The sequence below is a fragment of the Pseudomonas cerasi genome, from assembly GCF_900074915.1.
Classification (GTDB): domain Bacteria; phylum Pseudomonadota; class Gammaproteobacteria; order Pseudomonadales; family Pseudomonadaceae; genus Aquipseudomonas; species Aquipseudomonas cerasi.
Map to the genome: position 1 here is coordinate 3839437 of NZ_LT222319.1, position 22723 is coordinate 3862159.

At 59.2% G+C, this 22723-nt stretch carries 25 protein-coding genes; 7 read left to right on the forward strand and 18 right to left on the reverse strand.

Going from position 1 to position 22723, the window contains the following annotated elements; genetic code table 11:
- Window positions 1-36 precede the first annotated feature (36 nt).
- Window positions 37-765: an amidotransferase gene (locus tag PCPL58_RS19545; protein ID WP_003436690.1), complete on the reverse strand. Its 729-nt coding sequence runs from the start codon at window positions 763-765 to the stop codon at window positions 37-39.
- Window positions 766-1372: 607 nt separating this feature from the next.
- Here PCPL58_RS19545 and PCPL58_RS19550 point away from each other — a divergent pair.
- Window positions 1373-1744 carry a rhodanese-like domain-containing protein gene (locus tag PCPL58_RS19550; RefSeq protein WP_005731508.1) on the forward strand — a complete coding sequence of 124 codons (372 nt, stop codon included), beginning with the start codon at window positions 1373-1375 and terminating at the stop codon, window positions 1742-1744.
- 55 nt (window positions 1745-1799) lie between these two features.
- Here PCPL58_RS19550 and PCPL58_RS19555 read toward each other — a convergent pair whose 3' ends face one another.
- The 8 genes from PCPL58_RS19555 to PCPL58_RS19590 all read right to left on the reverse strand — a co-directional run bounded on the left by PCPL58_RS19555 (window position 1800) and on the right by PCPL58_RS19590 (window position 10090).
- Window positions 1800-2630: a transglutaminase family protein gene (locus tag PCPL58_RS19555; protein WP_065350224.1), complete on the reverse strand. Its 831-nt coding sequence runs from the start codon at window positions 2628-2630 to the stop codon at window positions 1800-1802.
- Complete coding sequence (locus PCPL58_RS19560; RefSeq protein ID WP_003371559.1) at window positions 2627-3586, reverse strand: alpha-E domain-containing protein; 960 nt, start codon at window positions 3584-3586, stop codon at window positions 2627-2629. The genes PCPL58_RS19555 and PCPL58_RS19560 overlap by 4 nt, the downstream gene beginning before the upstream one ends.
- Window positions 3587-3598: 12 nt before the next feature.
- Complete coding sequence (locus PCPL58_RS19565) at window positions 3599-5008, reverse strand: circularly permuted type 2 ATP-grasp protein (RefSeq protein ID WP_003371557.1); 1410 nt, start codon at window positions 5006-5008, stop codon at window positions 3599-3601.
- Between the two features lie 460 nt (window positions 5009-5468).
- Window positions 5469-5810 carry a ribonuclease E inhibitor RraB gene (locus tag PCPL58_RS19570; protein ID WP_003371555.1) on the reverse strand — a complete coding sequence of 114 codons (342 nt, stop codon included), beginning with the start codon at window positions 5808-5810 and terminating at the stop codon, window positions 5469-5471.
- A 248-nt stretch (window positions 5811-6058) separates the two neighbouring features.
- Window positions 6059-6295, reverse strand: a complete 237-nt coding sequence (locus PCPL58_RS19575; RefSeq protein ID WP_003436696.1) for a hypothetical protein — start codon at window positions 6293-6295, stop codon at window positions 6059-6061.
- Between the two features lie 190 nt (window positions 6296-6485).
- Complete coding sequence (locus PCPL58_RS19580; RefSeq protein ID WP_065350225.1) at window positions 6486-8573, reverse strand: LTA synthase family protein; 2088 nt, start codon at window positions 8571-8573, stop codon at window positions 6486-6488.
- 263 nt (window positions 8574-8836) lie between these two features.
- Window positions 8837-9697: a polyamine aminopropyltransferase gene (gene speE, locus PCPL58_RS19585; RefSeq protein WP_003371548.1), complete on the reverse strand. Its 861-nt coding sequence runs from the start codon at window positions 9695-9697 to the stop codon at window positions 8837-8839.
- A 201-nt stretch (window positions 9698-9898) separates the two neighbouring features.
- On the reverse strand, window positions 9899-10090 hold the full coding sequence (locus PCPL58_RS19590) for a PLDc N-terminal domain-containing protein (protein WP_003315122.1): 192 nt from the start codon (window positions 10088-10090) through the stop codon (window positions 9899-9901).
- A gap of 152 nt (window positions 10091-10242) precedes the next feature.
- On the opposite strand from PCPL58_RS19590, the gene PCPL58_RS19595 reads away from it, so the two are divergent.
- Window positions 10243-11169 carry a ZIP family metal transporter gene (locus PCPL58_RS19595; RefSeq protein ID WP_065350226.1) on the forward strand — a complete coding sequence of 309 codons (927 nt, stop codon included), beginning with the start codon at window positions 10243-10245 and terminating at the stop codon, window positions 11167-11169.
- On the opposite strand, the gene PCPL58_RS19600 is transcribed toward PCPL58_RS19595, so the two are convergent.
- Window positions 11166-11684, reverse strand: a complete 519-nt coding sequence (locus PCPL58_RS19600) for a hypothetical protein (RefSeq protein WP_065350227.1) — start codon at window positions 11682-11684, stop codon at window positions 11166-11168. The two genes, PCPL58_RS19595 and PCPL58_RS19600, sit on opposite strands and share 4 nt — an antisense overlap.
- A gap of 102 nt (window positions 11685-11786) precedes the next feature.
- Complete coding sequence (locus PCPL58_RS19605) at window positions 11787-12332, reverse strand: ankyrin repeat domain-containing protein (RefSeq protein ID WP_003436706.1); 546 nt, start codon at window positions 12330-12332, stop codon at window positions 11787-11789.
- 346 nt (window positions 12333-12678) lie between these two features.
- Between PCPL58_RS19605 and PCPL58_RS19610 the strand changes: the two genes are divergently transcribed.
- Entirely contained in the window at window positions 12679-12957 is a 279-nt protein-coding gene (locus PCPL58_RS19610) for a DUF3509 domain-containing protein (protein ID WP_003315128.1), read from the forward strand.
- 111 nt (window positions 12958-13068) lie between these two features.
- On the opposite strand, the gene PCPL58_RS19615 is transcribed toward PCPL58_RS19610, so the two are convergent.
- The 6 genes from PCPL58_RS19615 to aroC all read right to left on the reverse strand — a co-directional run bounded on the left by PCPL58_RS19615 (window position 13069) and on the right by aroC (window position 18278).
- Window positions 13069-13791, reverse strand: coding sequence for a helix-turn-helix transcriptional regulator (locus PCPL58_RS19615; protein WP_065350228.1), 723 nt, complete (start codon window positions 13789-13791; stop codon window positions 13069-13071).
- 254 nt (window positions 13792-14045) lie between these two features.
- The gene (mtnC, locus tag PCPL58_RS19620) at window positions 14046-14729 is read right to left on the reverse strand and encodes an acireductone synthase (RefSeq protein WP_003371538.1); all 684 of its coding nucleotides are present in this window, start codon (window positions 14727-14729) and stop codon (window positions 14046-14048) included.
- Window positions 14730-14745: 16 nt separating this feature from the next.
- Window positions 14746-15291, reverse strand: a complete 546-nt coding sequence (locus PCPL58_RS19625) for a 1,2-dihydroxy-3-keto-5-methylthiopentene dioxygenase (RefSeq protein ID WP_065350229.1) — start codon at window positions 15289-15291, stop codon at window positions 14746-14748.
- 82 nt (window positions 15292-15373) lie between these two features.
- A complete protein-coding gene (locus PCPL58_RS19630) occupies window positions 15374-15988 on the reverse strand; it encodes a methylthioribulose 1-phosphate dehydratase (RefSeq protein WP_003371534.1) in 615 nt (204 codons plus the stop codon).
- 28 nt (window positions 15989-16016) lie between these two features.
- Window positions 16017-17132, reverse strand: coding sequence for an MFS transporter (locus PCPL58_RS19635; RefSeq protein WP_162273833.1), 1116 nt, complete (start codon window positions 17130-17132; stop codon window positions 16017-16019).
- A 54-nt stretch (window positions 17133-17186) separates the two neighbouring features.
- Entirely contained in the window at window positions 17187-18278 is a 1092-nt protein-coding gene (gene aroC, locus PCPL58_RS19640; RefSeq protein WP_065350230.1) for a chorismate synthase, read from the reverse strand.
- 141 nt (window positions 18279-18419) lie between these two features.
- Between aroC and PCPL58_RS19645 the strand changes: the two genes are divergently transcribed.
- Together PCPL58_RS19645 and PCPL58_RS19650 are read left to right on the forward strand one after the other, a co-directional pair.
- A complete protein-coding gene (locus tag PCPL58_RS19645) occupies window positions 18420-19451 on the forward strand; it encodes an alpha/beta hydrolase (protein WP_065350231.1) in 1032 nt (343 codons plus the stop codon).
- A gap of 143 nt (window positions 19452-19594) precedes the next feature.
- Window positions 19595-20398 carry a hypothetical protein gene (locus PCPL58_RS19650; RefSeq protein ID WP_003315140.1) on the forward strand — a complete coding sequence of 268 codons (804 nt, stop codon included), beginning with the start codon at window positions 19595-19597 and terminating at the stop codon, window positions 20396-20398.
- A gap of 74 nt (window positions 20399-20472) precedes the next feature.
- Here PCPL58_RS19650 and prmB read toward each other — a convergent pair whose 3' ends face one another.
- Window positions 20473-21381, reverse strand: coding sequence for a 50S ribosomal protein L3 N(5)-glutamine methyltransferase (gene prmB, locus PCPL58_RS19655; protein WP_065350232.1), 909 nt, complete (start codon window positions 21379-21381; stop codon window positions 20473-20475).
- A 260-nt stretch (window positions 21382-21641) separates the two neighbouring features.
- On the opposite strand from prmB, the gene PCPL58_RS19660 reads away from it, so the two are divergent.
- Both PCPL58_RS19660 and PCPL58_RS19665 read left to right on the forward strand, forming a co-directional pair.
- Entirely contained in the window at window positions 21642-22232 is a 591-nt protein-coding gene (locus PCPL58_RS19660) for a cysteine hydrolase family protein (protein ID WP_003315142.1), read from the forward strand.
- 148 nt (window positions 22233-22380) lie between these two features.
- On the forward strand, window positions 22381-22698 hold the full coding sequence (locus PCPL58_RS19665; protein WP_065350233.1) for a hypothetical protein: 318 nt from the start codon (window positions 22381-22383) through the stop codon (window positions 22696-22698).
- Window positions 22699-22723: the final 25 nt, after the last annotated feature.

Genomic DNA, 22723 nt, shown 5'->3' on the forward strand with positions numbered 1-22723 from the left:
GTCCGGCGAAAGCATGACGATGGGCCATGCGCCGGGTCAGACTGACTGTTTTTCCGGTTTGTGCGCCACAAAGCGCATCATCCATTCCGCCACTGTCGCGCCATGATGGTCGTGGTCAAGGCTGGCCACACCCTGCTTGTAAATCTGCTCGCCCAGCGCTTCCTGACGAAGGTCAAGCAAGGTGCGTGAAAAATCATGAATGAACTCGGGATGCCCCTGGAAACACAGCACCTGATCATTGATATGGTAAGCCGCAAACGGGCAGAACTCGCTGGACGCAATGACCGTGGCGTTCTCGGGCAGCGCGGTGACCTGATCCTGATGACTGATCAGCAGCGTGAGCGTGTCCATCGCCGGTGTCATCCACGGCCTGGCGGGGGCAAGTTGATAATGGTGAATCCCGACGCCCCACCCCTGCACGGCACGCTCGGTCCTGCCGCCCAGCAGCAAGGCCAGCAACTGGTGACCGAAGCAGATGCCCAGCAGTTTTTCGCCGCGCTGATACAGTTCCAGCAGATAGACCTTCAAGGTCTGAATCCAGGGGTCGGTGCCAAATGAGTCGGCCTTGCTGCCGGTCACCAGGTAAGCATCGAACTGCTCGTCTGCAGGTGGATAGTCGCCCTGCACAACGTTGTAAACCGTCAGCTCTGCGGCGATGGGCTGGCGAGCGAAGAGTAATTCGAACATCCGCCCATACCCGTGATATTGCTCGACCAGTTCAGGTCGCAGATTGTCGGTTTCCAGAATACAGATGCGTAAAGACATAAAAGGGACCCTGAAGCAGTAATGAGGCAGTAGCGCACCGGCAGAGCCTGCCTTGAAGACCTCGGCAAATCAAGCAGCGCCCCGGCCCGTTTCAGACGTTTATTCCATGTAGGAAAAATCTGTCCCGGACGAACGGTGCAAAGCTGACGGGCAAAGACGAAGCGTCTAGAAAAGGCCTGTTGATTCAGCGCCCCTTCCGATAATAGCCTTCGCTTCTAGATAAGCAATTTTAGATTCCCAACAGTTCTAAACTCCAGGGCACCTCGGCTCTATGGTTAGATCTGTAACAGGAAGCGCGCAAAATCCTTTCAGCGCTCGGGCCAGCGGTCGAATGACCGGACCCACCTGTTCAATGCGCAACCTTGCCAGCAGTCGATGATCCGTTTTGCGGATCGGCCTGCTTCTGTCGCTCAGGAATAACAACAAAAGGCGGTCAGCCATGTTCAAGTTCAAGCACTCCAAAGTACGTCAGGCGGGATTGATCCTCTTTACCACTGCGCTGTTATTGATCGTGCCTAACCTGAATCGATTGTTTGGCTGATCCACGCGCTTTCGAACTATGTTCAACTGTGCCACTCTTTCCATTCGCACTGAGGGAGGTGGGTTTATGCGCCAATGGATTGCTGTTTGGGCACTTGTCAGCAGCTTCGCAGCACACGCGGGGATGGTCGATCAGGCTGCGGCCGTGGCAGCGTTGAAGGAAGGCAAACTGGCAATGGATGTACGTAGCCAGACCGACTATGACGCAGGCACGGTACTGAACGCCGTACGCGTCGATGACCGACGGTTGGTCAATCAGATGAAACAGGTGCTCAACGACCGCAATGCCGTGTTCGTCATTTTCAGCAGCACGGACAGCAAGGCCGACAAGGCTCAGGAACAGCTCAGGGCTGCGGGCTACTTCAGCGTCATCAATGGCGGCAACTATGAAGAGCTGCACAACGCGCTCTACGACATCACCGACGATCCTGCCGAATGAACAATGGCCGGGTAGTTGAGCCCGGCCATTTCATGATGCGCAGACCCGCTGCGGGTTACTGATGCTGCGTCTGGACCTGCACGCGGGTTTTCACTTTTGGCGTGCCGGTCATGGGCGACACCACGACCTTGGCGTGCATCTGCTCGGATCCGCCGCCGCGCCGCATGCCGCGCACCGGACAGGCGTCCAGATAATCCAATCCTACCGCCAGTTTCAAATGGCGCTCGGGGATCGCCAACTGATTGGTGACATCGAAACTGTACCAGGCGTCGTCTATCCAGGCCTCGGCCCAGGCGTGGCTGGACAGATGCTCGCTGTCTTCGCTGCACAGATAACCGGAAACATAACGGGCCGGCACCCCAAGGCTGCGGGCACAGGCCAGAAACGCGTGAGTATGGTCCTGACAGACGCCAGAGCGTCCGGCGAAGGCCTGCGCGGCACTGGTGTCCACTTCGGTCGCGCCCTGGGTGTAGGTCATGTGCTGGTTGAGCGCCTGCATCAGGTCGATCAACCCTGTGCGGTCAGCCCGCTTGCGACACTCCATGGCCGCAAAACTGCGAATCGCTTCGTCAGGCTCGGTCAGTCGCGTCACGCGCAAAAACGGTAATGCCGACGGGCTTTCGTGCTCGGCCTCGCGGGTTTCATCGATTTCCACTTGCCCGCGCGCGCCGATGATGATTGCTTCGTGCGGCTCTTCCAGGCTCAGGACGTGCAGGATATTGCCAAAGGGGTCGATCTGCGCACGCACCGGACGTGGCAACGTCAGCTGCCAGCTGAGCACTTGCTGGCGCTCACTGTCGTGAGGCGTCAGGCGCAGATACTGGATACTCGAGCGCACCTGGTCATCGTAGTGATAGGTGGTCTCATGGCTTATCGAAAGTCTCATGCAGCCTCCAGGTACGAAGTGTGAATGGCATCACCCAGTTGGGCCAGCAGCGGAATGAATTCGTTCAACCACTCGTGCAGGCCTTCAGCCAGGATCTCGTCGATGCTGGTGTAACGCAATCTGGCATCCATCTCGGCAGCCATGCGTTGTGCGGGTCGCCCATTGACGCCCGGCAGACTGGCCAGAATGACGTCCATCTCCTCCAGACACGCGCGTAGCGAGCGTGGAATGTCAGCACGCAGCAACAACAGTTCAGCAACCTGACGCGCGCCTGGCGCATCCCGATAGACTTCAGTGTAAGCCTCGAACGAGGACAGTGCGCGCAGCAAGGCGCTCCACTGGTAATAACCGGCCGCCGAGTTGTCTGCCGCAGCATTGGCCTGTGGCCCACGCAGTTCAAGCATTTCATAGCGGGCATCGAGCATGCGCATGGTGTTGTCGGCGCGCTCGATAAACGTGCCCAGACGGATGAAACGGAACGCATCGTTACGCATGATGGTGCCGTAGGTCGCGCCACGGAACAGGTGCGAACGCTCCTTGACCCATTCACAGAAACGGCTCATGCCGTAGCGGGTCAGGCCCTGCTGGGCGATGCCGCGAATCTCCAGCCAGGTGGAGTTGATGTTCTCCCACATGTCTGCGGTGATACGCCCGCGCACCGCGTGCGCACTGGCCCTCGCTGCACCCAGGCAGCTGTAGATGCTGGCCGGGTTGGTGGCGTCCAGGGCAAAGAAATGCAGCATGCGCTCGGCATGCAGCTCGCCATGACGCTCGATATAGGTTTCCAGCGTTCCGGTGATCAGTAACGGCATGGCTATTTCATCCAGCCCGTCGCCCCGCCCGTCCTGCGGCATCAGCGACAGCGAATAGCTCACGTCCAGCATGCGGGCGAGGTTCTCCGCTCGCTCCAGGTAACGCGACATCCAGAAAAGATCAGAGGCAGTTCTACTTAACATTGGCAGGCATCCTTAATCCTCGACCACCCAGGTGTCTTTGGTTCCGCCACCCTGTGACGAATTGACCACCAGTGAGCCTTCACGCAAGGCCACTCGGGTAAGCCCGCCAGGCACAACGCGGGTTTCACGACCGGACAGAACAAACGGGCGCAAATCGATATGTCGCGGGGCGATGCCGTTCTCGACAAAGGTTGGACAGGTCGACAGGCACAAGGTGGGTTGGGCGATGTACGCATGCGGCTTGGCCTTGAGGCGCGCCCGGAAGGCTTCGATCTCGGCGGCGGTCGCTGCGGGGCCGACCAGCATGCCGTAGCCACCGGAGCCCTGGGTTTCCTTGACGACCAGATCGCCGAGGTTGGCCAACACATGTGACAGCTCTTCCGGCTTGCGGCACTGCCAGGTCGGCACGTTTTTGAGAATCGGCTCTTCGTCCAGATAGAAGCGAATCATGTCGGTGACGTAGGGGTAAACCGACTTGTCATCCGCGACGCCGGTACCGATGGCATTGGCCAGCACCACGTTGCCGGATCGATAGGCCGACAGCAGCCCCGGGACGCCCAGCATCGAATCAGGGTTGAAGGCCAACGGATCTAGGAATGCGTCATCGAGGCGACGATAGATCACGTCAACGGCTTTCGGGCCGTCGGTGGTGCGCATGAACACGCGGTCATCACGGACAAACAGGTCGGCACCTTCCACCAGTTCGACGCCCATCTCGCGAGCCAGAAACGCATGCTCGAAAAAGGCGCTGTTGAAGCGGCCAGGCGTCAGCACCACGACACTCGGGTTGTCCAGATGGCTGGAACTCTTGAGCGTGTCGAGCAACAGATTCGGGTAGTGGTCGATCGGCGCAATGCGCTGTGCGGAAAACAGCTCCGGAAACAGGCGCATCATCATCTTGCGGTCTTCGAGCATGTAGCTCACGCCGCTCGGAGTGCGCAGGTTGTCTTCCAGCACGTAATACGTGCCATCACCGTCGCGCACCAGATCGACGCCGGAAATATGCGAGTACAGATCGCGGTGCAGATTCAGGCCCTGCATTGCCAACTGGTACTGCTCGTTGGCCAGCACCTGTTCGGCGGGAATGATCCCGGCCTTGATAATCCGCTGGTCGTGATACAGATCCGCGAGAAACATGTTCAGCGCCTTGACGCGCTGAATGCAGCCACGCTCGACAACCCGCCATTCACTGGCCGGGATGCTGCGCGGGATGGTATCGAAAGGGATAAGCCGCTCGGTGCCCTGCTCATCACCATAGAGTGTGAACGTGATCCCGGCACGGTGAAACAGCAGATCAGCTTCGCGCCTGCGTTGAGCCAAAAGCTCGGGAGGCGTATCACCCAGCCAGCGGGCGAACTCCCGATAGTGCGGACGGACTACGCCGCCCGCATCGTACATCTCGTCATAAAAGGTGCGGATCATGCCGTACTCCTTGTCACCATGGACACCAAGACCATCGCAAAGCCCGTGCCACCGGCATAAACGCTTTAATTTCAAAAGGTTAGGTAAACACTCGACGCTCTACGCACCATTCCTGTGCACTAAACGCCCAAGCCAATTCTTTTGCGCCTCATTCGGAAGCGTCATTCAACCGTGAAATCTATGATCAGCATAGTCAGAGTTGATTTCCGCCAACAGCATTAGTTCGCCACACTCCACAGCAACCGAGCAAACAGGCACCAAACGCCGTTTTTTGCCGCAACCGATATTTTGTCCAGCAGATGAAGAACGCCTGCGGATTTTAAACAGACTTCCCTTTGCGCCACTCGTTTGAGTGGCTTTTTTTTGACCACTGTTTATGAACGCGGGCCGAAAACAGAACCGGCCGATCCGGAACGTGTCCCGAATCAGCCGGTGGTGTATGCCTGACAATCCGCAGCCATCAAGCGTGCAGTCTTCTGATCTCCTGAGTAACGCCCCATCCCTCGACTTCGCCGTCCATAGGTGAAATGACCGTCTGGAAGTCCTGTTCGAAGTCACCAATGCCGTGATAGGTCGCGTACATGACTTTGCTCAATTGCAGGTGCCAATGGCCGTCATCACGTACGTTTACCTGGGTGTTGAGGGATTCGCCGCGAAATTGCTCTGCGGCCTGCCGTGCCCGTTCCTCATCCGGGAAGATGGCGTAGAACTCGATGGGATAGATTCGCGCGAAGTCAAAACCGCCTTCTTTCATGCGGCGCAGTACGTTACTGCTGATGTCCTCTTGATAGGCTGTGCTCATGAAACGTCCTCCTATGCAACGATAGATAGAGTTTCAACTCTTCCAGAGCGACCGCCGAGTCCTCGGGGGCCGCCTCACGACAGATAATCCGGCGTGGGGAATCAAGCATGTAGCTGACCGGACCAGGCTTGGCGCCGGTCGGGTATCGAGATGTCAGAGGCCGTCTGAACAGCCTCATCTGCAGAGTAGCCCCATCGTGGGCCGGATGCCAAGTGGTTGCCACGAAAAGGTTTTTGAATCAGCGCAGATCAGGCAACTTCTGTAATGGAAATAATCTGCACACTGTTATGGTCCTTGAGCGTCTTCACGGTAGGCTCCTCAGTACGCCCGTCAAGATCATTGAGATCCAGCTCGTCGGTCATTGGGTAAAGGTCCTTGCGCAGGAAACGCGCAGCCTCTTCCTCACTGGGACGCTCATCAAAACCAGCCTCGCGGCGCTGCTGCACACCATCCTTGTCCAGATACAAAATGGCCCACTGTTTCATCAATGCCTCCCATACGAAGCCAGGCACTCTGGCTTATGTGATCTGGACCTTTTGGCCCGCGCATTCGTTCAACCGATTACGCCGCAGGGCCACCCATGACGGGCAAAAAAAAGACCCTCGCAGTCAATGCCGAGGGCCCTTGTCGCCAGACTGATCCGACTCGCCGGTCGCCCGGACGAGTCAGTTGTCATCAGTTGCGGTTTTTGCTGGCTTCTACACCGGCCGTGTTGTCCAGCAGGCTCTTGGTGGCCGTCTGCAGGAAGCTTTCCAGCTTGCGCTTGAGCTCCTGCGTGTCCGGCGCATCAGGCACTTCTTCGGCATGCGGCTTGGCACCGAGCGTGTAGGTCAACAGCTTGGCAGGCATCTCGGTCGGTTCGATCAGGATGCGATTGCCGCTGATGATAGCGACCACCTGCTCACTGCCCGACGGCTTGATCACACCGAAGCCCTTGTCACCCTCAGGCAGGTTCAGCAGATCGCGGCCCCAGCACTGGTTGCGGTTCAGGCCACCCAGACGCCCCATGATGGTCGGTACTACGTCGACCTGCGTACCCACAATGCTGCTGCGCTGGCCGAACTTCTCCTGCACACCAGGGCCGATCAGCAGCAGAGGCACGTTGAAACGGCCAAGGTCCATTTCGGTCAGTTGCTTATCGTTACCGAAACCATGGTCGCCCAGCACCACGAACAACGTGTTCTTGTAGTAAGGCTCTTTTTTGGCCTTCTCGAAGAACTGGCCGAGCGCCCAGTCGGCATAACGCATGGCGGTCAAATGCTCGTCCAGCGAGCCGTGCCCGGTGACGCGCTCGACCGGCAGAGGATCCGGCAGCGCATACGGCGTGTGGTTGGACAGGGTCTGCAACAAGGCATAGAACGGCTTGCCGTCCTGACGGGCCTTGAGCTCCTGCGCACCACGGTCGAACATGTCCTGGTCGGAAACACCCCAGGTCGGATCGGAGAACACCGGATTGACGAAGTCCTCGCGGCCGACGAAGTTGGTCATGCCCTGGTTGCTGAAGAAACCCGACTGGTTGTCCCAGGCAAAATTGCCGTTATAGACGTAGACGTCGTCGTAGTTGCGGCCCGTACTCAGCAATTGCGGAAGACCCGACAGCTTGTGGCTGCCTTCCGGCGTTTGCATCAGGTACTCGAAGCCCGGCAGGTTCGGGAAGCACGCCATGGTGGCGAACATGCCCTGGTGGGTGTGGGTACCGTTGGAGAAGAAGTGATCGAACAACAGGCCTTCCTTGGACAACTTGTCGAAGTACGGCGTGATGTTGGCATCGTTGCCCAGGGCGCCTACCGAGTGACCGGCGAAGCTTTCCATCAGGATCACGACCACGTTGCGGATCGGCAAGGTCTTCTCTGCCGGTGGCGTGAAGTCGCGACGCACAGCGGCAATATCCGGCTCGACCAGCTTGTCATTCGGGGTCAGCAGCATGTCGCGCACGGTCTGCTGGGCCTCGTTCTGTGGCAGCGTGGCTTTCCAGATGTTGTCGCGATCTTCGGACATACGGCTCTTGGCCGCCGTGATCAGCGTCAGAGTGCCGTTGAGGCCCAACTGGTTGGCGAAATTGGACTCGGTGGTGTAGGCGTCGCCCCAGCGCAAAGGCGGGCCCTGGCGCAAGGTGCCACGGATGCAGACCACCATGACCAGCAACACCAGCACGAACACACCGGCGCGCACGTACCACGGCGCAACGGAACGAGTGGCCTCCGGACTGGTTTTTGCAGCAATACGTGGACGGGTTGCACGGTCAATACCCTTGAACACCAGACTCAGCAGCCAGGTCACCACGGCCCATGCCAGCAGGTAACGGACCACCGGGAAACCGTACCAGAGCATGCTCAGGACAGTCTTCGGGTCTTCCTTGACGTACTGAAACACCAGGCCGTTCAGGCGCTGGTGAAACTCACGGTAGAAGTCCATTTCCATCAAGCCGAAGAACAGCGTGATGCTGCCGACCAGGGTCAGCCAGAAACGGAAGAACCCGCGTGCCGCCATGGCGCGTGCGCTGAACAGCGACAGCACCAGCGGAATCAACAGGTACATGGTCAGGCGCAGGTCGAAGCGCGTGCCGTTGAACAGAGCTTCAAGGAACGTCGAGGCAGGCGTGTCGCCAATCATCTCGCGGTTGTAGACCAGCAGACCGATACGCAACAGCGTGTACATCACCATCAGGGCGAAGCCACTGAGCAGGATGTAAGCCAGATGCGATTTGACAGTGGGATTTTGCAGGCGGGCTTGCCGATGAATCTGGGCGTCCGTTTTGGCCATGGTTGTCAGGATCCGGTGGATTCAGGGGTAGGTTCAGGGTGCAGCGCCGCCTTGCTCTTGAGGCAGACGGCGCGCGACAGGGCGCAGATATTACTTGATTGCGGGTCGCCAGGGGCCCGGTCAGCCCATGAAGACGCGTGCCTGTTCAGCTTCGCGCGCAATTCTGTGACAGAACGTGTGAAATTTCTGTCGCGAATTAAGCGCTTATAAAGCCTTGCAGGCGACGCTCGAGAGAATCCGGCTCGAGAAGCCGGACCGACTCATCAGTCGTTGCTGGCCTTGCCCACGGCCTGCAGAACGTACTGCGGCAAGGCGAACGCACCGATGTGGACTTCCGGATTGTAATAACGCGTAACAATACCGCTGCCCGAGAAACGCTGACGCAGGGTTTCCAGCGGCAATTTGCGATAGCTCTTGTCGGTCGAGCCCCAGGCGAAGGTCATCGCTCCGCCGATGTAGGTCGGGATGGCAGCGTGATAGAAATGCCAGTCGGCAAACAGACCGTTCATACGCCCGGCCGTGGTCTGCACACCGCTCAACTGCATGAAGGGCGTGCCGTTCTGGGTGACCAGAATGCCGCCTTCGTTGAGGCAGCGATGGCAGGCCTGATAAAAGTTTTCCGAGAACAGGACTTCACCCGGGCCGATCGGATCGGTGGAGTCGGAGATGATCACGTCGAACTTTTCTTCGGTGGTCGCGACGAAGCGCATGCCGTCGTCGATGACCAGGTTCAGACGCGAATCGTCAAAGGCGCCGCTGGAATGATTGGGCAGATATTCCTTGCACATCTCGACCACGGTCGCATCGATCTCGACCATGGTGATGTGTTCGACGCTCATGTGCTTGGCGACTTCACGTAGCATACCGCCGTCGCCGCCGCCGATGATCAACACACGCTTGGCTGCACCGTGCGCCAGAATCGGCACATGGGTGAGCATTTCGTGGTAGATGAACTCGTCAGCTTCGGTGGTCTGAATGACGCCGTCCAGCGCCATGACACGGCCCATGCGCGGGTTCTGGAAGATCACCAGGTGCTGGTGATCGGTACGTACTTCGTGAAGCATTTTTTCCATACGAAAGCGCTGGCCGTAGCCTTCGTATAACGTTTCCTGATAATCGCTCATGGGTAAGCTCCCGCTGGGTACTGATGACAGGACGGCCGACCGCCCACAACAAAGGCGCGCATTCTACGTCGAGGAACATGACAGGTCGAACCTCTATGCAGCCTGGCGTGCCATTGCCGCTGCGAATGCCTGGCGCATGAAACGAAAAACGCCTGATTACCCAAGGTAATCAAGCGTTGTTTTGCCCAGCGTGTGGACGTATCACATGCGTACGTTGCCACGCGGTCCGAGGATTGCCCAGATGATCAGGCCTACCACAGGAAGCAGTACGATCAGCAATACCCAGAGGATTTTCTTGCCGGTCTCGGCACCGCTTTTCAAGACGTTGATGATGGCCCAGATATCGAGCGCCAGAATGATCAAGCCGACCAGGCCGTTGAAGCTAGAACCCATGGTGTTGCCCCTAAATTGAATGCTTACCCTCCTAGGATAGTAGCGCCGTTCGGGGGTTCCGTTGAACCAACCTTATATTCTCGGGCTCCCAGACGGGGTCGACTTTGTATTTCAGTCACCATCGCTCCCCCTTTATCAAAGGTAGCCTGTCAATGCCTACGCCCGCACAACCCCGAACGCCCTGGGCGGCCTGGTTAAACCAGTTCCAGGGCAGCCCACTGGTGAGCCTGGGCTTTGCCCTCGCTCTGCTGATCGTCGTCGGCCTCGTTGGCATCAGTCTTTATAACGCCTTCCATGGCACCAGTGAGGTCAACTTCAATCACGCCCTGCTGGGCGGCATGGCGGGTTTTCTGGCCACGGCGCTAGGCGCCGTGATGGCGGTTGCCCTGCGCAATGTTTCGCAACGCGCTCAGGACATCATGCTCGGCTTTGCCGCCGGAATGATGCTGGCGGCCAGTTCGTTCTCGCTGATTCTTCCAGGCCTGGAAGCCGCCCGGGACATTACCGACAGCGGCCCATGGGCAGCTGCGACGGTTGTTGCCGGTCTGGGACTGGGTGTGCTGCTGATGCTGGGACTGGACAAATTCACCCCGCACGAGCATGAAAGCGTAGGCCGCCAGGGACCTCATTCGGAGCGAATCAGTCGGGTCTGGCTGTTCGTGCTGGCGATCACCCTGCATAACCTGCCTGAGGGCATGGCGATTGGCGTCAGTTTCGCCAGCGGCGACATGAATGTCGGCCTGCCATTGACCACCGCCATCGCCATTCAGGACATTCCCGAAGGTCTGGCCATTGCGCTGGCCCTGCGCGCCACCGGCCTGTCAGCCTTCAAGGCGATGCTGGTGGCCATCGGTTCCGGCCTCATGGAGCCACTGGGCTCACTGGTGGGCCTGGGTATCTCCAGCGGCCTTGCCATCGCCTATCCGCTGAGCATGGGGCTGGCAGCAGGCGCGATGATCTTCGTGGTGTCCCATGAAGTCATCCCGGAAACCCACCGCAATGGCCATCAGACCTCGGCAACCCTGGGCCTTATGGGCGGCTTTGCGGTGATGATGTTTCTCGATACGGCGCTGGGTTAACCGCGCAACGCCTGCAGTGCAGGTGCGGCATGGATGCCTGCCGATGCTGCCAGCTCGACTACGCGCGCTTCGTCACGGCCGTACACCAGCACTGCTTGCAACTCATCATCCAGTGGCTGGCTGAAGTTCATCAGCACATAGCCGCCCATCTCCTTGTTCATGCTGCTCAACTGAATCTGAATGCGATTGAGCGCGACCAGCGGCTCGACCTTGGCCAGCTGCTTGGGCTTGATGTTGAAGGTCACGTCCTTGCCGAACGACTGAACGATCTGCTCGAACAGGTCCATGTAGCTGTCGGCCTGGAACAGCACGGTTTCCGGCAGGCTGCCCACCACGACCCACTCGCCCAGCGGGATCGGGAATGTATCGTCGTAGTTGATATCAGGGTTGGCGGCCAGAAATGCCTGCGGATCGGCATACGCCTGCGCGGCTTCATCGGCGATATGCACGATTTCATCGTCGCCCATGCAGCCGGAGCTGACTTTGCTGATTAATTCGACCAGTGAGTCTTTCATGGGCGGCGATCCTGATAGCGGGCAAAAAAAAGAGGCGCGAAGGATAACGGTAAATCCATCGCGCCTCTATGTGTTCATGCCTTGCTGTCACTGCACTTGCTGTCAGGACCGGGCTGGCTGCACGCCCATTCTGGTCAACTGCTCAATAGTGACGGTCGCGCCCATTGCCTGAGCGGCGCCCAGTGCAGTGATGCCCTTGGCGTCAGTGGCATGCGGGTCCGCGCCCTGACTGATCAGGTAATCGACTATTTCGTTGCGATTGAACATCGCCGCCATCATCAATGCGGTACGGCCATCAGCAGAGGCACCGTCTATGTCGGCACCCGCCTCGACCAGCAACCTGACCACCGCCAGATCGCCCTTGAACGCTGCACCGGCGATGGGGCTTTGGCCGTTATCGTTGCGGATTTCAGGATCAGCCTTGTGGTTCAGCAGCACACGGACCGCATCCGCATGGCAGTGATAGCTGGCCAGCATCAGCAGCGTATCGCCTTTGTGGTTGCGCAGATCTGCAGGCAGGCCCTTTTCAAGCAGGCGCTCCAGCATGACTGCATTTCCCTGGCGAGCCACATCGAATACCTGCTCGGCGAACTCGGCGGCTTCGTCTTCAGTCATGGTTTTCGAAGCGCTGATATCTGTATCGGTCATTAACTACTCCTTGGCGCACGGTACTCCGGGCATGCGTTGACCCGGCGTCGATACACACACTGACCTCAAGTCTCGCCAGCTGTTCGATCAGCATCGACGCGGATGCGCAATGCCTGCTCCTGATCGCCGCTATCCATGCAATCCCCCTTCTGCCCGATCCCCATCGTGCAGGAAACGGCAAAATGCAGGGCGCACGAAGGGTGTTCATGCAAAATGCACGAAGACTGAAATTAGAGGATATTGCAAGTCATTGATTTTAAAGGATTTATTTTAAGGGAAAGACTGGCACAGACACTGCAATAGTACTTGCAAGCTTGTTATCCCATGAGCAATGGAGCCGCCTCACATGACTTTTATTCAAGAAAAATTCGCTTCCGTATTCTCCGACTACACCGTTACTACCCAGCCGCGCCCAGATGGTGGTGTTCTGTTGTCACTGCGTACCCAGGATGGTAAGCAGATCCGTCGCTCAGTCTCTTATGCTCAGTTGCACACACCAGTTCAACTGGAATGGGTAATCAGCGCCATCCGCCGCGACCTGGCTGCACAAGCCAGCGAGCTGCCAGCTATCTCGATGCTGCAAAGCCAGCACCGTTTTGATCTGCCGACGTACCACACACGTTGATTTTGCCCGCCACCCTCTTGGGTGGCACCCGCTGTACGCTCTCTCATCCCTTGTTTGCCGCGATTACACTTTGTTCTCGCGGCTTTTTTTTGCCTGCGTTTTGTCGGCCGACTATCTGATCAGACCACGACAAAGTGCTTCGCCCACCGCCTGTGCCCTGTTGGCAACGCCCAGCTTGGAGTAGATGGTCTTGAGGTGATACTTCACCGTCGATTCCGACACATCGCGGATCATCGAGATCTCCCAGGCCGTTTTCCCGTCTCTGGCCCACTGCAACACTTCAAGCTCGCGATGGGTCAGACCGCGTGAACAGAACTTCAGACCACGCGCGACACTGTGCAGCACTGGCATGAGACTGCTCATGAGGTACTTTTGTTCAGCGCTGATGGGACGCTCAACTTCGCCCAGGGTACAGACCGATGTCACGCTGTCGGCACCACGGCAATGATTGGTGTAGCCGTAGGAGATGGCCGGAAGCAGTTCGCAGGCATCGACGAGCTCGTCATAAAAGGCGGAGACCGGGTATTGCCTGAAAGCATCCTGCCAGTTCAGGAAGCCCAGTTGATTGCGATAACAACGGATCACCGGGTCCTGCGTGATCAAATCGTGCTGGCGGTAGGCCTCGCCCCAGGCATCGTCGACGCTGGACGTGATGAATGTCAGCAACACCGGGCCCTTGAACTGAAAGAACATCGCGCGCGCGCTGCTGCATTCGCGCCGTAACCACTCGAGTGCGTTTTCGATGGCAGTCTGCCCATCAAGCTCGGTAATCGTGCTCACCATCTGCTGTATCAATAAGTCCCTGGTTGCGCTTTCTGTCATGGCACTGCCCATCGCTGCCGCTCCTTCTTCGCCCGGCAGTCGGTACAGGTGTTGTCCGTGACCCCGGTGACGATGGCGCAGAACTTACACGAATAATCACGTTGAAAAACCGCGAACAGAACAAACAGATTCAACGCACTTTCGACCAGGCAACAGCTCACTCGATAACAGGAAAAGCCCTACAAAAGTAATGTGTGAGCCTTGTGGCAGGCATATTTCAATGCAGCGGCATCAGGGCGATGCCGCGCACAGCAGGCGGGAGTTTTCTAGAAAGACGCTGGATCGATAAGCGCAAAACTGGCCACATGTCGGTGCCCGGCAAGTGCCCCGCCATCACGCGCAAGACCACAGGTGGCCATGCCAGCGGCCTGTGCGGCATCGAGTTCTTCGACGATATCCGACAGGAACAGAATCTCCCCGGCAGGACAGTCCATTGCCTGCGCTATCGTCCGGTAGGACTGCGCTTCGCGTTTGGGGCCGGACGTCGTATCGAAGTAACCGCTGAACAGGCCGGAAAGGTCGCCCGCCTCGGAGCAGCCGAAAATCAATTGTTGAGCCTGAATCGAGCCCGAGGAATAAACGTAAAGCCGGTAACCCTGTTGATGCCAGTGTTTCAGGGCCTCGACAGCATCCGGATAAACATGGCCCTTGAGCTGTCCGGCGCTGTAGCCCTGCTCCCAGACCATGCCCTGCAGGGCCTTGAGCGGTGTGGCCTTGCGGTCCTCGGCGATCCACTCCAGCAGAAGTGCAATGACGCGCTCGACATCAGCGTCCGGTTCAGCGGCCTGCTCGCGTACCGCCTGCAGCTGCTGCGCCACGGCCGGTTGCTCGGCATTTTCGCGAACGAATGCGGGCAAGTGCTTTCTGGCGAACGGAAACAACACGTCGAACACGAAACTCACTGCACTGGTGGTGCCTTCGATATCCGTGAGGATAGCTTTGATGGGCATCAGAATCGGGCTCCTCTCAGTCTTCCAGCCGTGGAAAACGGCCGGCAATGTCTTCACCGGTAAAATTGGCCACCCAGCCTTCAGGGTTGTTGAACAGGCGGATGGCAACGAAGTGCGGGTTTTCGCCCATATCGAACCAGTGCCGCGTGCCGGCCGGTACGGAAATCAAGTCGTTCTTTTCACACAACACGGCGTACACGTAGTCGTCGATGTGCAGGGTGAACAAGCCGCGCCCGGCGACAAAAAAGCGTACTTCGTCTTCACCGTGGCGGTGCTCTTCGAGAAATTTGGCGCGCAATTCGGCTTTTTGCGGATGATCGCTGTTGAGACTGATGACGTCCACGGTGACATAACCACGTTCGGTCATCAGCTTGTCGATCTGGATGCGATAGGCGCTGATCACCTCTTCCTGACTGGCACCGGGGGTGATCGGCGTCGCGGCCTCCCAACGGTCGAACGCCACCCCGTGCTCGGCCAGCGTCGACGCGATGTCTTCCAGATGGGTCAGCACCTTGTTGGGCATATCAGGGCTTGAAACGTGATAAACGGACAGGCTGCTCATGCGTGAAATCCTCGGTTTGGTGCAACGCCTTCCGGCTTTTACAGGCCGGTCAGGCTTACAGGCTGGTTTGGGCGGGATACGATCAGCGGTTCAATACCGCGCGCATTTTCAGTTCGCACTCGAACAGGAACTCGAACGCTTCGATCTGGCGCAAGGCGTCGCTCATTTTAGCGCCCCAGGTGTAGAGGCCATGACCGCGGATCAGGTAGCCGGCGCACTCGGGATGGGCGTCCAGCCAAGGCTGCACCTTTGCCGCGAGGCGGGCAATATCCTGATCGTTGTCGAAAATCGGCACCACGACCTGCGACTCATGAGTCACCACGCCGCTAAAGGCCTTTTGCAGTTCGTAATCCTCGAACACCAGATGATCGGCCGTGGTCAGCCTCGACAACACGGTCGCGTTGACCGAGTGGGTGTGCAGCACGGCGCCGACCTGCGGCCTGCAGCTGTACAACTGGGTATGCAGCAAGGTCTCGGCAGACGGTTTTTTACCGGGTTCCAGGCTGTTGCCAGCCAGATCGGTGGCCAACACATCGTCAGGGCCCAACTGGCCCTTGTGCTTGCCGGACACGGTCAACAGCGCCTCGCTGGCAGAAAGGCGCGCAGAGTAATTGCTGCTGGTGGCAGGCGACCAGCCACGGCCGTACAGAAAACGCCCGGCCTCGATGATTTCCAGGCTCAATTGTTCGCGGCTCATACACCTTCCTCTTTCTTGGGTGTGACAATCATGACGGCAGCGGCCAAGGCTGCAAGGCTGCAAGGCTGGCGATGGCAAAGGTCCAGACCGGGCCCAGTGCGTTCCAGCTGTAACCGGAATACAGAGCACCCAACGCCCCGCCGACGCCGGACAAGGCGGCATAAAGCGCCTGCCCCTGACCTTGCTGACGCGGACCGAAGCTACTTTGCACGAAGTGAATGGCAGCGGCGTGAAAGCTGCCGAATGTCGCGGCGTGCATCACCTGCGCAATCAGCAGCGCGGTGAGGTGATCGGCAAACAGCCCCAGCAGCAGCCAGCGCAATGCGGCCAGCAGAAAGCTGGCGAAGAGTACCTGGCGCACGGTGAAGCGCTGCAGAATCCGACTCATGACCGTGAACATCAGCACTTCGGCCACCACGCCGACGGCCCACAGCAGGCCGATCAGGCCCCGGCTGTAACCAAGCGCTTCGAGGTGCAGGGTCAAAAAGGTGTAATACGGGCCATGGCTGAGCACCATCAGCGCGACACTGAGGTAGAACGCCAATACACCGGGGCGCGTCAGTTGCCTGAGAAAGCCGCCCGGCCCGGTTTCAAGGCTCGACGGTGCTGGATGCGCATTCGGCACCCACCAGCTGCTGACAACGATACCGGACATGATCGCCAGTGCGATGTAGGGGAACAGGTCCAGGCTGAACCATTCGAACACCCGCCCCAGCACCACGACCGCCAGAATGAAACCGATCGAGCCCCACAGGCGGATCTGGCTGTAACGCGAGGTCTGGCCTTGCAGGTGTGCCAGGGTGATGACTTCGAACTGCGGCAACACGGCGTGCCAGAAGAACGCGTAGAGCGCCATGACCATCGCCAGCCAGGCATAACTTTTTTCGACCAGGATCAGCGAAAACGCCAGCAACGTGCAGATGGCGCCAGCCCGCACAATGGTCAGACGCCAACCGGAGTGATCACCCAGCCACCCCCAGAGATTGGGCGCAACGCAGCGCATCAGCATAGGGATGGCGACCAGTTCGCCGATCCGTGCGCTGGAAAAACCCAGATGATGCAGGTAAAGGGCCATGAAAGGCGCCGACAGGCCCAGCAAGGCGAAATAGCATACGTAGAACCCGGACAGCCGCCAGTAAGGCAGCTGTCCGCCGGCAGGTTGCGCCACGCTAGCAGTCCGCAACCGTAACAGCGTGCATTACACCTGCCCCAGCACAGGCGTGTTGACGCTGACGTCGGCGTTCTGACCGCGATGACGCAGCAGATGATCCAGCAGAACGATGGCCATCATTGCCTCGGCAATCGGTGTGGCACGGATGCCGACACACGGGTCATGCCGACCTTTGGTGATCACGTCGGCGGCGTTGCCATCGACATCGATCGAACGCCCTGGCGTGGTGATGCTGGAGGTCGGCTTGAGCGCCAGATGCGCGATGATCGGCTGGCCGGAGGAAATACCGCCGAGAATGCCGCCCGCGTGATTGGACAGGAAACCCTGGGGCGTCATCTCGTCGCGGTGCTCGGTGCCGCGCTGGGCAACACAGTCGAAACCGGCACCGATCTCCACACCCTTGACCGCGTTGATGCTCATCAGCGCGTGGGCGAGCTCAGCGTCAAGACGATCGAAGATCGGCTCGCCGAGCCCCGGCATCACGCCTTCTGCGACCACGGTGATTTTCGCACCGACCGAGTCCTGATCACGTCGCAGCTGGTCCATGTAGGCTTCCAGCTCCGGCACCTTGTCAGGGTCGGGGCAGAAAAACGCGTTGTCTTCGACCGAATCCCAGGTCTTGAACGGGATCTGGATCGGGCCAAGCTGGCTCATGTAGCCGCGAATGACGATGCCCTGGCTTGCCAGATACTTCTTGGCAATGGCCCCTGCGGCCACACGCATGGCGGTTTCCCTTGCCGAACTGCGGCCACCACCACGGTAATCGCGGATGCCGTACTTGTGGTGATAGGTGTAATCGGCGTGGGCCGGGCGGAACAGGTCCTTGATCGCCGAATAGTCCTTGGACTTCTGATCGGTGTTGCGGATCAGCAGGCCGATGGACGCACCGGTGGTCTTGCCCTCGAAGACACCCGAGAGAATCTCGACCTCATCGTCCTCCTGACGCTGCGTGGTATGGCGGCTGGTGCCCGGCTTGCGCCGATCCAGGTCGCGCTGCAGGTCTTGCAGGTCCAGCTCCAGCCCCGGCGGGCAGCCGTCGACGATAGCGACCAGCGCCGGGCCGTGGCTTTCGCCGGCGGTGGTGACAGTGAACAGCTTGCCGAAAGTGTTGCCGGACATGCGGGCGCTCCGAAAAATCAGCCAAAAAACCAGATCGTTAAACCAAGCGCGCCAGTATACGCAGGCTCGCGGTTCAGTTCATCCTCGAACCTTCTGTCACGGCGTGCGTCCAAGCGTGACTCCCCCAATGATGGCCTTGCGATGTTATCCGGTATTTCCCTGCTTCGAGTTCCCAACGCGCTGCGTCTGCTGGCCCTGCCGATAACCCTGATCCTGAGCCTGACCGCCGCAACCGCCAGCGCTGCTGCACCCGGCACGGTGCAGCGGCCGATAAGCGTGGATACCGAAAACGGCAAGCTGTACGGCACGCTGCTGATGCCGCGTTCCGACAAACCGGTGCCGGTGGTGCTGATCGTCGCCGGTTCCGGCCCCACCGACCGCGACGGCAACAACCCGGAAGGTGGACGCAACGACAGCATGAAACGCCTGGCAGTGATCCTGGCCAGCAACAATATCGCCAGCGTGCGCTACGACAAACGTGGCGTCGCGGCCAGCAAGGCGGTCACACCGGATGAACGCAACCTGAGCGTCGAGCGCTACGTGGCCGATGTCCAGCTCTGGGCCAGAGCACTGAAAGCCAACCCGCGCCTGGGCCAGTTGATTCTGTTGGGCCACAGCGAAGGTGCGCTGGTGGCGACGCTGGCGGCTGAGAAGGTAGGTGCAGCAGCGATGATCTCCGTGGCCGGCACCGGACGCCCGGTGGATCAGGTGCTGCGTGAACAGTTTCAGGAGCGCCTGCCACCGGACCTGCTGCAGCGCAGCGATCAGTTGCTCGACGAACTCAAGGCTGGCAAGACCGATGACAACGTGCCCGCCGAGCTGGAAGTGGTGTTCCGCCCCAGTGTCCAGCCGTACCTGATCTCGCTGTTCCGCCAGGATCCGGCGGCGGCTTTCGGTGCCTTGCACATTCCGGCGCTGATCGTTCAGGGTCGCAACGATATTCAGGTCGGTGTGGGCGACGCGCTGCTGCTGCAGAAAGCCAAACCGGATGCCCAACTGGCCCTGATCGACGGCATGAATCATGTGCTGCGCATCGTCCCGGACGATCTGCAGCAGCAACTGCTCTCCTACCGCAATCCGACTCAGCCGCTGGCCAGTGAAGTGACCGAGCGGATCCTGAGCTTCATCAAGGCACTCCCTGCCCCGGACGCCCCACACGGAAAAAAGATCTGACGCGCACGAGTCAACAGCCCTTCAGTCCTGGCAAATCTGGCCGATAGCAATGTGCTGGCCCTGTGTTCCGGCACCTTAGTGTTTCGGCACCTTTATGCCCCGGCAAACATGCTCCGGGGCAAGGCCCAGGAAAGGACACCCTTATGACAGACGCAACTACCATGACTGAAACCCTCGCAGAACCGGCCAGCGCAGAAGTCGCAGTGCCAGTACCCCCGCAGCCGTGGGAAGACGTTCTGCCCGAAAGCTTTCAGATGCTGCGTCTGTCGCCACTGCCTACCGACCGTGCTACCGGCGGCCGCCCTCTGCGCTTCGTACAGTTCGGGCGTGCCGAGCGGCATAGCAAGGCCTTGAGCCTGCTGCGGATCACGGTGCAATTGCCAGGTCAGCGGGTCCGCAAGGAACAGAACCATCTGGATATCTGGGCCGACCATGAAAAGCGCATGGTGCGCTTCGGTCCCGAGTCAGGCTTGCAGATCGAGCCATGGAACCGCGGCATCGGGCGCTTCATGATTGCGCATGCGGTGCATTGGGCGCAGAAAAGATGGTCTTCCTACAAGATTGAAGGCGTGGCGCTGGCCAGCAAGGACGGTCTGAACGAAGACACACGTCTCCGTCGCGATCACTTTCTGCGCACTCTGGGCTTTGAAGTGACGTATGCCGATGCCCAGCACATGAAAGGCGCGATCAAGGATGTACACGTCGGCAACCTGCACAGCACCTGGAACAACGACAAGGTGCAGATCATCGAGATTCTCGAAGCCTCGCAAATGCTGGAAAAGGCCGAGAAAAACCTGATCGAACAGGAGGTGACGATCCGTCAGCATGAAGACCGGGTGAGCAAATACAAGCGTGAGGACAGCGGCCTGCGCTTCACGATTGCCTGCCTGGTGACCTTCGCGGTCTTTCAGGCCGGACTGCTGATCTGGATCGCGACGCACCGATAAAAGACACGCCTATAAAAAAGGGAGGCTGATATCAGCCTCCCTTTGGTCTCAGCCGCTTATCGCGGCTGTTGAGCTCAAACCTTCGACTGGAACAATGCCTGATGGTCGCGGCACTGTTCTGCCGTGAGCATGAACACACCATGCCCGCCCCGCTGGAAGTCCAGCCAGGCGAAATCGACCTCCGGATACAGCGCCTGCACGTGCACCTGGCTATTGCCGACCTCGACAATCAACAGGCCCTTCCCGTTGAGATGATCGGCGGCCTGGGCGAGCATGCGGCGGACCAGGTTCAGGCCATCGCTGCCACAGGCCAGCGCCAGCTCCGGCTCATGCTGATACTCGTCAGGCATATCGGCAAAGTCTTCGGCGTCCACATAGGGCGGGTTGGAAACGATCAGGTCAAAGCGCTGACCCGGCAGGCCGTCGAATCCGTCGCCCTGAACGGTGTAGACCCGGTCCTCCATGCCGTGACGTTCGATGTTCTGGTTGGCCACTTCCAGCGCGTCGTAGGACAGGTCGGCCAGGGCCACCTCGGCTTCCGGGAACACATCGGCACAGGCGATACCGATGCAACCGGAGCCAGTGCACAGGTCGAGAATCCGCGCCGGCTCGTCGGCCAGCCAAGGGGCGAAACGCTCTTCGATCAGCTCGGCAATAGGTGAGCGCGGGATCAGGACGCGGTCATCGACAATGAACGACATGCCACAGAACCAGGCCTCGCCCAGCAGGTACGGGGTCGGCACACGGTCATCGATGCGCCGCTTGATCAAGCGTTGCAGTTCGGATATTTCGTCGACTTCCAGGCGGCAATCCAGGTAGCTGTCGGCAATTTCCCAAGGCAGGTGCAGTGCGCCCAGTACCAGTTGCCGCGCTTCATCCCAGGCATTGTCGGTGCCATGACCGAAAAATACGTCTTCCTCGTGAAAGCGGCTGACGGCCCAGCGTATATGGTCGCGCACGGTACGCAGACGGGAAGTGATCATGGACAAACTCCTTGAAAGGCACGAACTGTTGTAAGACGAGCCTCGGTGAACAGTCTGGTTACGAACAACGTGCATTCTTCGTACCCGATAGGCGGGGAAGTTTCCATGATTCGCGTACCGCCATCAAGGCAAACCGCCATCCACCCCCTCCTCCAACTGCCCTGCAGGCCATAAAAACCGTGGCTTGCGATGGTTGCCATTCCCAGAACGCTTCAGCCAGAGGACAATGTCGCAAAAGCCCCACACCAAGGAGCCCGTGAATGTCCGATTTAAAGACCATGTTTCAACTCAGTGGCCGGGTGCATGCGCCTGCCCATCTGAGTAACGCGACGCTGATCATCATCGACGCGCAAAAAGAATACCTTCGCGGCCCGCTGGCCCTGACCGGCGTCAGGGAAGCGATGGCCAACATCGGCCGACTGGTCGAGAAAGCACGGGCGGTCAAGTGCCCGATTGTTCACATCCGCCATCTGGGCACTGTGGGCGGCCCGTTCGATCCACATGGCGAGCGCGGCGAACTGGTGCCGGAGCTGTTGCCGCAGGGTGATGAACATCTGGTCGAAAAACGCCTGCCCAATGCCTTCAATGGCACCGGACTGCATGAACTGCTGCAGAGCCTGGGGCACCTGGACCTGATCGTCTGCGGCTTCATGAGCCATTCGAGTATCAGCACCACGGTTCGCGCCACCAAGGACTACGGCTATCGCTGCACCCTGGTCGACGATGCCTGCGCAACCCGTGACCTGCCGAGCCCGCACGGTGTGGTCAGCGCTGAGGTCGTGCACAGAACCGAGATGGCAATCATGGCCGACAACTTCGCCACCCTGGCACTGACCAAAGACCTTGTCTGACGCTACACAGGCGAAGGAGCGTGTGACAGCGTTCACATAACCGCCCATCCTTTGCCGTCATGGATCGTCCCGGAGGCGGGAACCACCCCTCCTTCCCCGGGTCAGAGCGCCGATACTCCATTGAGCTGATACCTGTTGAGGAAAAGGCATGAAAACGTCAGATGGTTTCGATGCACGTCGCCTGCGCCCCAGGGGTCAGGGCAACTGGGGCAAACGCATCGGCACGCTGATCGCACTGCTCCTTGTGGTCGCAGGCCTGTTGCTGGCAGTTGCCGGTGCATCCAGCCTCACGGTTCACCCGCAGATACTGGGCGAACTGAATGCCAGCCCGGGCGGCGCGGCGTTTGTCGCCATCGGCGGATTGCTGGTGCTGTACATGGGCGTCTGGCTATGGCGCCGCTGCCGTCGTCAGCGCAGTGGCGGCGGCTTGAGTATCTCTTCGCATCTGATGAAAAAACACAACTGACCCTCTCGCCTGAGCGGTTAGAATG